General features: G+C 68.3%; 14 protein-coding genes and 2 tRNA genes. 6 read left to right on the top strand and 10 right to left on the bottom strand.

The genetic code is table 11. The annotated features are described in order from the left end of the window. Positions 1-9 precede the first annotated feature (9 nt). The 4 genes from DIE04_RS18590 to tsaB are packed head-to-tail and all read right to left on the bottom strand — an operon-like array spanning position 10 to position 3,296. Positions 10-969, bottom strand: a complete 960-nt coding sequence (locus DIE04_RS18590) for a DUF1853 family protein (RefSeq protein ID WP_124486175.1) — start codon at positions 967-969, stop codon at positions 10-12. Next, positions 966-2,045, bottom strand: a complete 1,080-nt coding sequence (locus DIE04_RS18585; protein ID WP_124519986.1) for a uracil-DNA glycosylase family protein — start codon at positions 2,043-2,045, stop codon at positions 966-968. The genes DIE04_RS18590 and DIE04_RS18585 overlap by 4 nt, the downstream gene beginning before the upstream one ends. After that, positions 2,032-2,532, bottom strand: a complete 501-nt coding sequence (gene rimI / locus DIE04_RS18580; RefSeq protein WP_044847952.1) for a ribosomal protein S18-alanine N-acetyltransferase — start codon at positions 2,530-2,532, stop codon at positions 2,032-2,034. Before rimI ends, DIE04_RS18585 begins: the two co-directional genes overlap by 14 nt. Beyond that, positions 2,529-3,296, bottom strand: a complete 768-nt coding sequence (gene tsaB / locus DIE04_RS18575; RefSeq protein WP_124486172.1) for a tRNA (adenosine(37)-N6)-threonylcarbamoyltransferase complex dimerization subunit type 1 TsaB — start codon at positions 3,294-3,296, stop codon at positions 2,529-2,531. The genes rimI and tsaB overlap by 4 nt, the downstream gene beginning before the upstream one ends. 147 nt (positions 3,297-3,443) lie before the next feature. Here tsaB and DIE04_RS18570 point away from each other — a divergent pair, with 147 nt between their 5' ends. From DIE04_RS18570 to aceA, 3 genes are all read left to right on the top strand, one after another. Further along, positions 3,444-3,713, top strand: coding sequence for an acyl-CoA-binding protein (locus DIE04_RS18570; protein WP_044847954.1), 270 nt, complete (start codon positions 3,444-3,446; stop codon positions 3,711-3,713). A 368-nt stretch (positions 3,714-4,081) separates the two neighbouring features. Then, on the top strand, positions 4,082-5,623 hold the full coding sequence (locus DIE04_RS18565; protein WP_044847955.1) for a DEAD/DEAH box helicase: 1,542 nt from the start codon (positions 4,082-4,084) through the stop codon (positions 5,621-5,623). Between the two features lie 380 nt (positions 5,624-6,003). After that, the gene (aceA, locus tag DIE04_RS18560; RefSeq protein WP_124486171.1) at positions 6,004-7,311 is read left to right on the top strand and encodes an isocitrate lyase; all 1,308 of its coding nucleotides are present in this window, start codon (positions 6,004-6,006) and stop codon (positions 7,309-7,311) included. 229 nt (positions 7,312-7,540) lie between these two features. On the opposite strand, the gene DIE04_RS18555 is transcribed toward aceA, so the two are convergent. Then, positions 7,541-7,975 (bottom strand): universal stress protein, encoded by a 435-nt coding sequence (locus DIE04_RS18555; RefSeq protein ID WP_044848000.1) that lies wholly within the window; start codon positions 7,973-7,975, stop codon positions 7,541-7,543. Between the two features lie 173 nt (positions 7,976-8,148). Continuing rightward, positions 8,149-9,054 carry a LysR family transcriptional regulator gene (locus tag DIE04_RS18550; RefSeq protein ID WP_044847957.1) on the bottom strand — a complete coding sequence of 302 codons (906 nt, stop codon included), beginning with the start codon at positions 9,052-9,054 and terminating at the stop codon, positions 8,149-8,151. A gap of 153 nt (positions 9,055-9,207) precedes the next feature. Between DIE04_RS18550 and DIE04_RS18545 the strand changes: the two genes are divergently transcribed. After that, positions 9,208-9,969: a haloacid dehalogenase type II gene (locus DIE04_RS18545; RefSeq protein ID WP_124519984.1), complete on the top strand. Its 762-nt coding sequence runs from the start codon at positions 9,208-9,210 to the stop codon at positions 9,967-9,969. Positions 9,970-10,036: 67 nt separating this feature from the next. Next, positions 10,037-11,629 (top strand): malate synthase A, encoded by a 1,593-nt coding sequence (gene aceB, locus DIE04_RS18540; protein ID WP_124519982.1) that lies wholly within the window; start codon positions 10,037-10,039, stop codon positions 11,627-11,629. A gap of 106 nt (positions 11,630-11,735) precedes the next feature. Here aceB and DIE04_RS18535 read toward each other — a convergent pair whose 3' ends face one another. After that, entirely contained in the window at positions 11,736-12,161 is a 426-nt protein-coding gene (locus DIE04_RS18535) for a gamma-glutamylcyclotransferase (protein ID WP_124486168.1), read from the bottom strand. A gap of 302 nt (positions 12,162-12,463) precedes the next feature. On the opposite strand from DIE04_RS18535, the gene DIE04_RS18530 reads away from it, so the two are divergent. After that, a complete protein-coding gene (locus tag DIE04_RS18530) occupies positions 12,464-13,330 on the top strand; it encodes a helix-turn-helix domain-containing protein (RefSeq protein WP_124519979.1) in 867 nt (288 codons plus the stop codon). Between the two features lie 41 nt (positions 13,331-13,371). Here DIE04_RS18530 and DIE04_RS18525 read toward each other — a convergent pair whose 3' ends face one another. From DIE04_RS18525 to DIE04_RS18515, 3 genes are all read right to left on the bottom strand, one after another. Further along, positions 13,372-13,836 (bottom strand): GNAT family N-acetyltransferase, encoded by a 465-nt coding sequence (locus DIE04_RS18525; RefSeq protein WP_014896698.1) that lies wholly within the window; start codon positions 13,834-13,836, stop codon positions 13,372-13,374. 315 nt (positions 13,837-14,151) lie between these two features. Further along, positions 14,152-14,228, bottom strand: a tRNA-Asp gene (locus tag DIE04_RS18520). Between the two features lie 73 nt (positions 14,229-14,301). Continuing rightward, positions 14,302-14,377, bottom strand: a tRNA-Glu gene (locus DIE04_RS18515).

Below are 14,377 nucleotides of genomic sequence, written 5' to 3'. Positions count from 1 at the left end.
GATGCGGCGTCAGTGGTCCTGGGCAGCGAACGCCTGCGCACGCGCGGGCCAGTCGTCCGGCACGATGAAACCGCGCGCCGTCTCCCGCCATACGCCGTTGCCGTCCAGTCGATGGACGCCGATCAGCGCGGGCGCCTGGCGCGCCGTCAAGGCGGACGGCAATTCGAGCGAATGCGCCAGCGGTTCGGGCGCGGCGTCGGCCGCCACCCGCCGCGGCGCGAGCCATGCGAGCCGCGGCAGCACGTTCCATGCCGCACCGTCGGGCTGTGCGGATGCCCACGCCGGCCACTGCGCGTGCGTGAGCCAGAACCCGCGCGGATGATCGGCCGCGATTTCCGCGGCCACCGGCGGCAGCGGCACGCCGTGCGGATAGAACAGCCAGCCCTTGATGAACATCTGCGCATCGGACGGCGCGCCGTAGCCCAGCAGCGCGAACCCGTGGCGATCGCTCAGCCGCAGCTGATGCTCGAGCAGCCGGCTGCGCTTGCGGTCGAGGCGGTCGACGAGATTCGGCCCGACGAAATCCGCGAGCGACGCGTCGCCGTCGACCGGCGCGCATAGATAGCACTTGACCGCGAGTTCCCAGTGCAGGCGCAGCCCGCCCGGCGCATCGACGAGGAAATCGACCTCGCCGAGCGTCTTGCCGTTGCTGCGCAGCGGCAGGTTGGCGGCGACGAGCCGCAGCGACGGCCCGTGCGTGAGGAAATACTCGAGCAGGCATTCGGCATAGCGGCCGAGTCGCACGGGCCGCAGCCCGTCGAGCGCGCGGTGCAGCGGCTCGGGCGCGGCATCGAGCGCGACGAGCCACGCTTCGACGGCCACCCGCTCGACCGCATCCGCCCACGGATGCGCGAGCGGCGCCCCGGGCGCGGCAGTGAGCAGGCTCGGGCTCGCGAGGAGCCAGCCCAGATCGCGGACCGCGGCATCGTGCAGCGTATCGACGAACGCGACCGCCGCGCCGCGCGTCATTGTCCGGCCGGCCCGTGCGCGGCGGCGCCCTCCGCCCGCTGGAACGTATCGCGCGCCAGGCACAGGTCGGCCCACGCCTTCGACTTGTCCTGCAGGCTACGCAGCAGGTACGCCGGGTGGTAGGTGACGATCACCGGCACGCCTTCGTACGTGTGCACGCGGCCGCGCAGCGATGCGATGCTCGCGTCCGTCTTCAGCAGCGTCTGCGCGGCGAAGCGGCCGAGCGCGACGATCAGCTTCGGTTTCACGAGCGCGACCTGGCGCTGCAGGTACGGCTCGCAGCGCGCGACCTCGTCCGGTTCCGGGTTGCGGTTGCCGGGCGGGCGGCACTTGATCACGTTCGCGATGTAGACGTTGTCGCCGCGCTTGAGCGCGAGCGACTGCAGCATGTTGTCGAGCAGCTTGCCGGCCTGGCCGACGAACGGCTCGCCCTGCCTGTCCTCGTTCTCGCCCGGCGCTTCGCCGATCAGCATCCAGTCCGCTTCCCGATCGCCGACACCGAACACGGTATTGGTGCGCTTCTCGCACAGGCGGCAGCTCGTGCAGCCGGCGACGCGTGCGGCGAGCGCATCCCAGTCGAGCATCGCGACCGGCGTTGCAGCAGGACGCGCTTCGGCCGGCGGCAGCGGATCGCCAGGCGGCGCCGCGTCGAACCACGCGAAATCGTCTTCGGTGAGCGGCGGCAGGTCGTCCGCGGCGGCGGCGGCGGCCGGGGACGATGCCGGCCCGGCGGATGCGCGCTCTTCGTCGATCGCGGCACGCGCGCCGCTGCCCGTTTCCGCAGCCGGTGCCGCGGAGCGCGCGGCGCCCCCAGCGGGCGGCGTATCCGCCAGCGGCATATCGCCGCGCGGGAACACGCGTGCAGCCGCCTGCGTGTCACGCGGCTGCTCCGACGTCGGCCGCGACGCGGGCGCGACGGTTGCGGCCGCAACGGCGGACGCATCGTCGGCCGCGCCCGGCACGCCAACCGGCCCGGCCCCCGCCCCACCCGCTTCGGCGCCTTCCGCGCGCGACCCGCGCCGCACCCAGATCTGCGCGAGCCCCATTTCCTCGAGCGCTGCTTCAGCCCACGCCATGCGCGTCCCCTTCGTCCTTGTTCAGCGTCAGACGCATCACGATCGCGTCCTCCCGGCTGCGATGCCGCGCCGGATAGTAGTTCTTGCGCCGGCCGATCGTCACGAAGCCGAAGCGCTCGTACAGATGGATCGCCCGCGGATTGGACGGCCGCACCTCGAGCAGCACGCCGTCGAGCCCCTCCGCGCGCGAGATGCGCACGGCTTCGCGCAGCAGCGCGAGGCCCGCGCCCGACTGCTGGGCGGCCGGCGCGACGCACAGGTTCAGCAGGTGCATTTCGTCGATCACCGGCATCAGCACGCAATAGCCGACGAGCGCGCCCGTCACGTGCCGCAGGCACACGCCGAAATAGCCGTTGCGCAACGAATCCTGGAAATTGCCGCGGCTCCACGGGAATTCGTACGCGACCTGCTCGATCGCGACGACCTCGTCGAGATCGGTGTCGGTCATCGGCGACAGATAGCGGTCGCTCAACAGGACGCCCGTCATCGTTTTGCTCCGTCCGTCTGCGCGGCACGCGCGGCCATGCGCTCGGCGGTGGTCTGCGCGACCTTGTCGCGCACGTATTCGGGTGCGGCCTGGTCGGCCGGCACCGTCCGGCCGGCGCGGAATGCCCGCAGCGCGGCATGCGCGACCGCCAGCGCATGCGGCAGCGCGTCGCCGTCGATCACGGCCGCGGCCGCCGCGGCCGGCAGTTGCGCGCCGAACGCGGCGGCCGCGTTGCCCGCGAGCGTGAACGGCGCGTCGGGCACGCCGACGGCGCCCGGTGCATCGAGCGACGCCGGATGCAGCGTGCGCCAGTCGCCCGCCTGCTCGTCCCATGCGAAGTCGGCCCAGTACGCTTCGTCCATCCGCGCGTCGAGCGCGGCCAGCACGCGCGTCGTGCCGGGTGCGCGCAGCCGCGCGTGTTCGGCGCACGCGAGCAGCGTGCTGACCGGCACGACCGGCAGCCCGCGCCCGAACGCGAGCCCCTGGGTAATGCCGGTCGCGGTGCGCAGCCCGGTGAACGAGCCGGGGCCCGCGCCGAACGCGATCGCGTCGCAATCGGCGAACGTGAGGCCCGATTCGGCGAAGAGTTCCTGGATGGCCGGCAGCACGCGCGTGCTCGACACGGCGCCCGTCAGCTCGTGGCGGACCCAGGTTTGCGTGGTGGAAACGGCGTCATCGGCGAAAGCCGAGCGCAGCAGCGCGACCGAGCAGTATTCGGTCGACGTATCGATGGCGAGGAGCACTGTTTGCGTCATGGCCGACATTGTAATGCGGCGCCCCGCTCCCACGGGCGGTCGGACCCGATCGCGATGCGCGCGCCGCGCGGCTGGCGGTTTGGAAGGATCGCTCGACCCCGCGCGGCGCGGCGCTTGTTAAGATCGCCCGACCTGAAACCCTTACGGAGACACACGATGAGCGAACTCACCGCCCAATTCGACCAGGCCCAGGTCGACGTCAAGCAACTGACAGAGCGACCGGGCAACCTGACGCTGCTGCGCCTGTATGCGCTCTTCAAGCAGGCGACCGACGGCGACGCGCACGGCGACAAGCCGGGCTTCACCGACATCGTCGGCAAGTACAAGTACGACGCGTGGGAAGCGCTGAAAGGCACGACCCAGGATGCGGCGAAGCAGCAATACATCGAACTCGTCGAATCGCTGAAGAACGGCACGGCGTCCTGATCTGTCCCGCCTGCCGCGACAGTCAATCAATAGGCAATCAAATCAGTGGCGCAGCGCAGCAAATATCTCTATAATGCTGGCTGCGTCACCTCCCGCGCTCGGCTCGCAAGCCGTTCCGGCCCGACGCCTCGTAGCGTTAAGCTCCAATCCGGTTTAGAACCTGTCCCCTCCTGCTTCGACCCTCGCGGTCGTCAACTAGGCTGGCGGCCCCCGCTCCAGAAGCGCGCCGCACCCAAAACAGCTTCTAATGCCTCATCCGCCGACGGTTCGGCGGATTGCACCCGTTTCCCGATTTGCTCGCTGAATCCGACGACTTGGGTATGCGCGATTGGCGCCGACGTTTCACCCACTGTGTTTCAAGGATTGTTATGACTTCGAGCATCAACTCCAGCCCGCTCAACGCGATCGCCGACCAGGCGCTCGGTCTCGAGAACGCCGCCGCACCGGCCGCGGTCGAACCGGCGTCGGACGAGCCGACTTTCGCGTCGCTCGGGTTGTCGCCGGAGATCGTCTCCGCGCTGCAGGCCGCCGGCTACGCCAAGCCGACGCCGGTCCAGCAGCGCGCGATTCCGGCCGGCATCGCCGGTCGGGACCTGCTGGTGTCGAGCCCGACCGGTTCGGGCAAGACGGCCGCATTCATGCTGCCCGCGATCGAACGTTTCGCGCAGCTCCAGAAGGCGCAGGCGCAGCAACCGCGTGCGCCGCGCGAACCGAATCAGGGCGACCGCCGTGCGCGCCGCCCGCAGCCCGTCGCCCGCCCGGGCCTGCTCGTGCTGACGCCGACCCGTGAGCTCGCGATGCAGGTCACCACGGCCGCGTCGACCTACGGCAAGCACCTGAAGCGCCTGCGCACGGTCAGCATCCTCGGCGGCGTCGCCTACGGCCAGCAGCTGATGCTGCTCGCGAAGAACCCCGAGATCCTGGTCGCCACGCCGGGCCGTCTGCTCGATCACCTCGAGCGCGGCCGCATCGACCTGTCCGAACTGAAGATGCTCGTGCTCGACGAAGCCGACCGCATGCTCGACATGGGCTTCATCGAAGACATCGAGACGATCGTCGCCGCGACGCCCGAGTCGCGCCAGACGATGCTGTTCTCGGCCACGCTCGACGGCAAGATCGGTTCGCTGACGAGCCGCCTGCTGAAGGATCCGGAACGCATCGAGATCCAGCAGCGCCTCGAATCGCGCGCGAACATCGCACAGACCGTCCATTACGTCGACGATCGCGACCACAAGGACCGCCTGCTCGATCACCTGCTGCGCGACGACGCGCTCGACCAGGCGATCATCTTCACGGCGACCAAGATCGATGCCGACCAGCTCGCCGGCCGTCTCGCCGACGCCGGCTTCGAATCGGCCGCGCTGCACGGTGACCTGCCGCAGGGCGCGCGCAACCGCACGATCCGTGCGCTGCGCGAGCGCCGCGTGCGCGTGCTGGTCGCGACCGACGTCGCAGCCCGCGGCATCGACATCCCGGGCATCACGCACGTGTTCAACTACGACCTGCCGAAGTTCGCGGAAGACTACGTGCACCGTATCGGCCGTACGGGCCGTGCCGGCCGTTCGGGCACCGCGGTGAGCCTCGTGCACCACGCCGAGCAAGGCGCGCTCAAGCGCATCGAGCGCTTCGTGCGCTCGCCGCTGCCGGTCAACGTGATCGAAGGCTTCGAGCCCCGCAAGGCACCCCCGCGCAACGATCGCGGCACCGGCGGCCGCGGCCGTCCGGGCGGCGGTAACGGCGGTCGTCGTTTCGGCGGCAAGCCGGGCGGCGGTCATGGCGGCAACGGCCGCAGCTACGGCGGCGGCAATGGCGGCGGCTGGAGCGGCAAGCCGGGCGGCAGCCGTGACGGCGGCCCGCGTCGCGACGGCCAGCGCAGCGGCGGCCCGCGTCGCAGCAATTCGGCGTCGTAAGCACGCCCCGGCGGCCCCCGTGGCCGCCCGCCCATCCGGCAAACCGGCGCACCCGCGCCGGTTTTTTTTCGTCCCGCGCCAAATTTCACGATGCGGAAAATTTTTTTGCGTCGTAAAAAATCATGCTGCGCGGCACAACCTTACAATTGCGAGATGGGAAAAATCGTTTCTCATTGCGAAACACAAAACACAAGTTGTTGATTAAAAACGATTAAAAAGTTTCAAACTTCCTGGTATAGCCCCTGTTTCACTCGGATCGGTTTGCCTAGACTCTTATACAAGACTTCTCAAAGCGGCACGCACCGCGCCCCGCTTCGAGAACAGCATCAGCACCGTCCGATTCGACCGATCTGGCAACACACCGCATCAAGGAGCTCATCATGTCGCGACAGCAACAGGCACAGGAACTGCAAAAGCAATGGGAAACCGATCCGCGCTGGAAGGGCATCAAGCGCAGCTACACGGCTGAGGACGTGGTGCGCCTGCGCGGCTCGATCGCCGTCGAGCACACGCTGGCCAAGCGCGGCGCGGAAAAGCTGTGGCACCTCATCAACGAAGAGCCGTTCGTCAACGCACTCGGTGCGCTGACCGGCAACCAGGCGATGCAGCAGGTGAAGGCCGGCCTGAAGGCGATCTACCTGTCGGGCTGGCAAGTGGCCGGCGACGCGAACGTCGCGGGCGAAATGTACCCGGACCAGTCGCTGTACCCGGCGAACTCGGTGCCGCTCGTCGTCAAGCGCATCAACAACACGCTGACGCGCGCCGACCAGATCCAGTGGTCGGAAGGCAAGAATCCGGGCGACGAAGGCTACGTCGATTTCTTCGCGCCGATCGTCGCGGACGCGGAAGCCGGCTTCGGCGGCGTGCTGAACGCGTTCGAACTGATGAAAGCGATGATCGAGGCCGGCGCCTCGGGCGTGCACTTCGAGGATCAGCTCGCGTCGGTAAAGAAGTGCGGCCACATGGGCGGCAAGGTGCTGGTGCCGACCCGCGAAGCGGTCGCGAAGCTGTCGGCGGCGCGTCTCGCGGCCGACGTAATGGGCACGCCGACCGTGCTGGTCGCGCGGACCGACGCGGAAGCGGCGGACCTGATCACGTCCGACATCGACGACAACGACAAGCCGTTCCTGACGGGCGAGCGCACGGTCGAAGGCTTCTTCCGCACGAAGCCGGGCATCGGGCAGGCGATCTCGCGCGGCCTCGCGTATGCGCCGTACGCCGACCTCGTCTGGTGCGAGACGGGCAAGCCGGATCTCGAGTACGCGAAGAAATTCGCGGAAGCGATCCAAAAGCAGTTCCCCGGCAAGATGCTGTCGTACAACTGCTCGCCGTCGTTCAACTGGAAGAAGAACCTCGACGACGCGACGATCGCGAAGTTCCAGAAGGAACTCGGCGCGATGGGCTACAAGTTCCAGTTCATCACGCTGGCCGGCTTCCATGCGCTGAACTACTCGATGTTCAACCTCGCGCACGGCTATGCCCGCACGCAGATGAGCGCGTTCGTCGAACTGCAGCAGGCCGAGTTCGCGGCGGCCGACAAGGGCTTCACGGCCGTCAAGCACCAGCGCGAAGTCGGCACCGGCTACTTCGACGCGGTCACGCAGACGGTCGAGCGGGAAGCCTCGACGACCGCGCTGCACGGCTCGACCGAAGACGAACAGTTCTTCGACGGCAAGAAGGTCGCGTAACGCGCGCAAGCGTCACGCCGATGCCGGCCCGTCACGCGACGGCGCGGCATCGGCGGCACCGGACAACAATCAGGGAGGAGACGGCTGGCGCGCGATCGACGTCGCGCGACCGGTCGCGCGCGGCCAGTGGCCGCCAGCAACGACGCGCGCCGGCTTCGTCCGGCGCGCCCTTTTTTCAGCGGCGCCGCCGTGCTGTCGCCCGCGCGGCTACGAACGACGGGCGCCGCGTCTACCGATAGACGATCACCGGAATTTTCGTATGGGTCAGCACGCGCTGCGTTTCGCTGCCGATCAGCAGGCTGCCGAGCCCGCGGCGTCCGTGGGACGCCATGAAGATCACGTCGCAGCCGCCACGTTCGGCCGCCTCGATGATGCCGAGGTACGGCGACGGATGCACGCTCGTCCAGCTGTCGCAATCGACGCCGGCCGCCTTCGCGGCTGCCTGCACGTCGTCCAGGTGCGCGCGCGCCTCGCGCTCGCTGCGCGCCCGGAAATCGGCGGGCGGCTCGATGATCACTTCGGAAAACGGCGAGTACGGATACTGCGGCAGGCACGCATAGGCCGTGACCCGCGCGCCGACCGCGCGCGCCAGGTCGATCGCGCCGTCGATCGCCTTCTGCGACAGTTCGGAACCGTCGGTTGGAACGAGGATGTGCCGGAACATCGCGCCCTCCTGCGTCAGACGCACCGCGCGCACCGCGAACCCATGCGGGCCGGCTCCGGCGCGTCGCGCATGCCAGTTTCGATTGTAGTGCGCGAAACCGGGCGACCGGCGCCGGCAGCGGGTTCGCCCTCATATCGGAAACGCGCGGGCCGGTGCGCCCTGCTCGCCCCGCCCTACTCGCCCCAATACCCCGGCCGTTCGTACGTATGTTTCAGGTAATCGAGAAACAGCCGCACGCGCAGCGGCAGGTGACGGCGCTGCGGAAACACCGCGTGGATGCCGATCGGTGGTGCCGCGAACGCGTCGAGCACGGTGACGAGGCGGCCGGCCGCGATGTCGTCGCCGACCTCCCACCACGATCGCCATGCCAGGCCGTAGCCGGCGAGGCACCATTCGTGCAGCACCGCGCCGTCCGAGCATTCCATCGTGCCGTTCACGCGGATCGACACCACCTTGTCGCCCTCCTGGAACGCCCAGCCGCGCTGCTGGTTCGCATTCGCGGCAAGCGCGAGGCAGTTGTGGCGCGCGAGTTCCGCAAGCGTGGCCGGCGTGCCGCGCCGCGCGAGATACGCGGGGGACGCGACGCACACGCGCCGGTTCTCGCCGAGCTTCAGCGACACCAGCGACGAATCGGGCAGCTCGCCGAGCCGCACCGCGCAATCGAACCCTTCGTTGACGAGGTCGACCATCCGGTCGGACAGGTCGAGCGTGACCGACACGTCCGGATGCGCGCCGCTGAATTCGGGCACGAGCGGCGCGACGTGGCGCCGCCCGAAGCCGGCCGGCGCGGAAATGCGCAGGTGGCCGCTCGCCTTCACGCCGCCGGCGGACACGCTCGCCTCCGCGTTCTGCATGTCGTTGATGATCCGCTGGCAATCCTCGAGGAAGGCCGACCCCTCGAAGGTCAGCGTGAGCTTGCGCGTAGTCCGCACCAGCAGCTTCACGCCGAGCCGCTCCTCGAGCGCGTCGAGGCGGCGGCCGATGATCGCCGGCGCGACGCCTTCCGCATGCGCGGCCGCCGACAGGCTGCCCTTCGCCGCGACCGCGGCGAACGTTTCGATCTGTTTGAACCGGTCCATGACTCGCAGGGCGGCGCTCCCGCCCTTCAAATAGCTTGAGCCGTCAAGATTAGGTATATGAAAGTAAAAGATCAAGTGATGTTTAGCGTCTTTTTTAGCACTGACGAGCACGAATAAAATCGTTTCCGACCTCTGAAACTGGAGCGCAAGGCTATGTCGGCCACAACGACACTCTCCTCTCCCGACGCAATCCTCTTCGATGCATTCGGCACGTTGTTCGACGTGCATGCGGTCGTGGCCGCGGCAGAGCAGATGTTTCCCGGTCACGGGGACCGGTTGTCGCGGCTGTGGCGACGCAAGCAAATCGAATACTCGCAGTTGCGCACGCTCGCCGATCCGTCCGGCGCCCGCTATCGCCCGTTCCGCGACATCACGCTCGACGCGTTGCGGTTCGCCGCGCGCAGGCTCGGGCTCGCGCTGAACAGCGCGGCCGAGAAGCGGCTGATGGACGAATACGCGTGCCTGTCCACCTATCCCGACACGGTGCCCGCGCTGCGCAAGCTGCGCGCGCTCGACCCGCGCCCGCCGCTCGCGATCCTGTCGAACGGCAACCCGGAGATGCTCGACATCGCGATCAAGAGCGCCGGCATGACCGGCCTGTTCGATCGCGTGCTGTCGGCCGACGCGGTACGCGCGTACAAGCCGAGCCCGGCCGCGTACGCGCTCGGCACCGCCGCGTTCGGCGCGAACCCGCGCGACATCGTGTTCGTGTCGTCGAACGCCTGGGACGTCGCGGGGGCCGCCTGGTTCGGCTACACGACGTTCTGGCTCAACCGCACGGGTGCGCCCGTCGAGGAACTCGGCGCGCCGCCCGACGGCACCGGCAGCGGCATGGCCGACCTGCTCGCATTCCTCGCCACCCCGGCCCCGGCCGGCAGACCCGCGAACCGCGCGCGCCCCGGCCCGGGCGCATGACGTTCGCTGCGCTGCCGCCTTCCCCCTTCACCGAAACCGCAACTGACCGACCAAGGAGATGAGACTCATGAGCACCCCGATCACGCTGCCGCAAGGCATGGCGATCACCGGCGAAATCAAGCCGGGTTACGAAGCGATCCTGACGCCTGAAGCACTCGCGCTCGTCGCGGCGCTGCACCGCGCGTTCGAGCCGCGCCGCCAGGCGCTGCTGCAGGCCCGCGTCGAACGCACCAAGCGCCTCGACGCCGGCGAGCGCCCCGATTTCCTGGCCGACACGAAGGCGATCCGCGAGGGCGACTGGAAGGTCGCGCCGCTGCCGGCCGACCTGCAATGCCGCCGCGTCGAGATCACCGGCCCCGTCGAGCGCAAGATGATCATCAACGCGCTGAACTCGGGCGCCGATTCGTACATGACGGACTTCGAGGATTCGAACGCGCCGAGCTGGACGAACCAGATCGACGGCCAGATCAACCTGAAGGACGCGGTGCGCCGCACGATCTCGCTCGAACAGAACGGCAAGTCGTACCGGCTGAACGACAAGGTCGCGACGCTGATCGTGCGTCCGCGCGGCTGGCATCTCGACGAGAAGCACGTGACGGTCGACGGCCAGCGCGTGTCCGGCGGCATCTTCGATTTCGCGCTGTTCCTGTTCCACAACGCGAAGGAACTGATCGCGCGCGGCTCGGGCCCGTACTTCTACCTCCCGAAGATGGAAAGCCATCTCGAAGCGCGCCTGTGGAACGACATCTTCGTCGCGGCACAGGAGGCAGTCGGCGTGCCGCGCGGCACGATCCGCGCGACGGTGCTGATCGAGACGATCCTCGCCGCGTTCGAGATGGACGAGATCCTGTACGAACTGCGCGAACACAGCTCGGGCCTGAACGCCGGCCGCTGGGACTACATCTTCTCGGCGATCAAGAAGTTCAAGAACGACCGCGACTTCTGCCTGGCCGATCGCTCGAAGATCACGATGACGGTGCCGTTCATGCGCGCGTACGCGCTGCTGCTGCTGAAGACCTGTCACAAGCGCAATGCGCCGGCGATCGGCGGAATGAGCGCGCTGATCCCGATCAAGAACGATCCGGAAGCGAACGACAAGGCGATGGGCGGCGTGCGCTCGGACAAGCAGCGCGACGCGACCGACGGCTACGACGGCGGCTGGGTCGCGCACCCGGGCCTCGTGCCGATCGCGATGGATGAATTCGTCAAGGTGCTCGGCGACAAGCCGAACCAGATCGCGAAGCAACGCGACGACGTGCAGATCGAAGGCAAGAACCTGCTCGACTTCCAGCCTGAAGCGCCGATCACCGAAGCCGGCCTGCGCAACAACATCAACGTCGGCATCCACTATCTCGGCGCCTGGCTCGACGGCAACGGCTGCGTGCCGATCCACAACCTGATGGAAGACGCGGCGACCGCCGAGATCTCCCGCTCGCAGGTGTGGCAGTGGATCCGCTCGCCGAAGGGCGTGCTCGACGACGGCCGCAAGGTCACCGCCGAGCTCGTGCGCGAATTCGCGAAGGCCGAGCTCGACAACGTGAAGCGGTCGGTCGGCGGCAACACGCAGCCGTACGAGCGTGCCGCGGCGATCTTCGAACAGATGTCGACGTCGGAAGGCTTCACCGAATTCCTGACGCTGCCGCTGTACGAGGAAATCTGACGACGCGGGCCGGGTCGCCCGGTCCTGCCCGCCGCCGGTCGCGCAACACGGCGGCATGAAAAAAGCGCCCCGCGGGGCGCTTTTCCTTTGCTGGGCAGCGGGTTCTCTATGCGGATGCGGCGGCGGCTTCCCGCTCGCGCCGGTGCTGGACCCAGTCGCCCGACACGATGCGCGGACGGTCGGCTGCCGCATGCGCGGCGACCGGATAGTAGACGCACGCATAGGCACGACCGCCGAGTTCGACGGTCACCGGCTCCTGCCGGAACAGCGTGTCGACGCCCGGATAGACGCGCTCGATCTCGTCGAGCACGGGCACCAGTCGCTCGTCGATCTCGTAGACGTCGCCCCACACGAGCGACCGGCCGGCCGGCCCGGGCACCATGCCCGGATACGTGCCGAAATCGTACAGTTCGCCCGGCAGTGCGGCCGCCCCGAGCAGCGTCGGCGCGGCGATCCCGTTCCGCGCGGCCGCCTGGCCGATGTCGTTGGCTTCTCCCGCTCTCAACGTGCCGTAGACGAATACATGGCGCATCGTGGTCCTCCTCTTCGATTCAGGTGTTGCCGTGCCGGGCCGTCGCGGCCGTGCCGCGGGCGCCGGCGTCGTTGGGGCGCTGCTTGTGCGAAAACGCGCCCGCATCGATAGACCGCGCCGGCGGCACGATGGTTCTTTTCGGCGCGACGCATCACGCTGGCCAGGGCTTGCGCCGGCCGGCACACGTGCTGCCCCATACAAAGTTCATTTGAACCGTGCATTATCGGCCGAAAAACCGCCGCATGCGCCTGCGCGGCGCCTTCTAAAATGACGGCATCGCCGCCGCGCCGACCGAATCGTCCATGAACCCGCCAGCCCAAGCCGACGCATCGAACCCGTACGACGTCATCGACATCCCGCCCGAGTTCGCGCCGACCCGCGTCCACCCGATGCGTGTCCGGGCACGGCAGGTCGACGCCGGACGCCGGATCCCGCTGCACACGCACGCGTGGGCGCAACTCGCGTATGCATCGCGCGGCGTGCTGCGCGTCGCGACGACCGGGACGACATGGATGGTGCCGCCTTCCCGCGCGATCTGGGTGCCGCCGCACGTCACGCACGAGGTCGTGATCGTCGAGGAAGCGTACTTGCGCACGCTGTACATCGATGAGTCGGTCGTGCCGGACGGGCTCGACGCATGCCGGGTGGTCGAGGTGACGGGCTTGCTGCGCGAACTGATCGTCGCGCTCGACGCGCGCGACCTGAGCGGCACCCGCGAACGGCTGCTGTGCGGGCTCGTGCTCGACGAGCTGAGCCGCGCCGAACCGCTGCCGCTCGCGGTGCCGATGCCCGACGAGAAGCGGCTGCGCATGCTGTGCGAGGCGGTGCTCGCGCAACCGGCGCATGCGGAATCGCTCGAACACTGGGCGAGCGAGGTGGGTGCGAGCACGCGCACGATCTCGCGGCTGTTCAGGCAGGAACTGGGCGTGAGTTTTTCGCAGTGGCGGCAGCAGGCGCTGCTCGCGCGCGCGATTCCGCTGTTGAACCAGGGGCGCCCGCTGTCGCATATCGCCCGCGAACTCGGCTACCAGAGCCAGAGCGCGTTTTCGGCGATGTTCCGGCGCGCGTTCGGCGAAAGCCCGCGCGCGTTCATGCTGCGCGGCTACGAGCATCGCGGCGCGGAAGACGGCATCGCAATCGACGACGACGCGATCGACGCCGCCCGCTGACCGTCGCCGCGTGGCCCCCCGCGTGGGTAACCGTTACGCGCTCAAACCGGACGCACCATGTGGCGAATCGAGCCGAGCTGGGCCAGCCTCGGCCCGGTGACGCGGTAGCCCATACGCAGGTAGAGGCGCGCGGCCGGATTGTCGACGAACACACGCAACTGCAGTTCGTGCAGCCCGCGGGCGCGCGCCCAGCGATGCGACATGTCGAGCATGTAGGTGCCGGCGCCCTGTCCGCGATGGCCGGCCGCGATCTGCACGTCGCGGATGTGCAGCGAATCGCCCTCCTCGGTCACGCGCAGCACGCCGATACGTTCGCCGTCGGCTTCCAGGATGAAGTTTTCGGATTCGCGCCAGCTCGCATAGAACAGGTCGCTGCGCCAGACGAGCCCATGGCGCTTGTAATAGCCGCCCATGTTGCCGTGCGTCAGCGCCTCGGCAAACGGAAAATCGCCAGGCTCCGCGGGCCGGAGCTGATACAACAATCGCAGGTCGGTCGGATCGAGCATCGCGCAGGGGTCAAAAACGCATTCCGCCACGATAGCGCAGTCGCGGGTGGATGCAATCGCGAATTTCTCGTAGTGGCGCCGGATCGGCGATGCAAATGAAAAAGCCCGCACGAGGCGGGCTTTTTCATTTTCTGGCGGAGCGGACGGGACTCGCCTACATCCTGCAGGCCGCGGCTGCGCGTGCACGCGCAGCCCTTCGCGTCCCGCCGGAAGCCGCGCAGGCGGCTTCCTCCACTCCGCAGTCACGCGCCCGCACGCGGGCACGATCAACGGTGCAAATGAAAAAGCCCGCACGAGGCGGGCTTTTTCATTTTCTGGCGGAGCGGACGGGACTCGAACCCGCGACCCCCGGCGTGACAGGCCGGTATTCTAACCGACTGAACTACCGCTCCAGTCTTGCTTCTTGCCTGGCAGGCGTCGGTTACTTCCTGCCGGCGCATCGCTTGTTCGAACGACGCCGAAATCTGGCGTCCCCTAGGGGATTCGAACCCCTGTACTCACCGTGAAAGGGTGATGTCCTAGGCCTCTAGACGAAGGGGAC

Origin of the sequence: Burkholderia sp. Bp8994 (assembly GCF_003853805.1) — a bacterium.
GTDB lineage: Bacteria > Pseudomonadota > Gammaproteobacteria > Burkholderiales > Burkholderiaceae > Burkholderia.
Note: the sequence above shows the minus strand (reverse complement) of the source record. Positions and strands in the feature narration are given on the sequence as shown.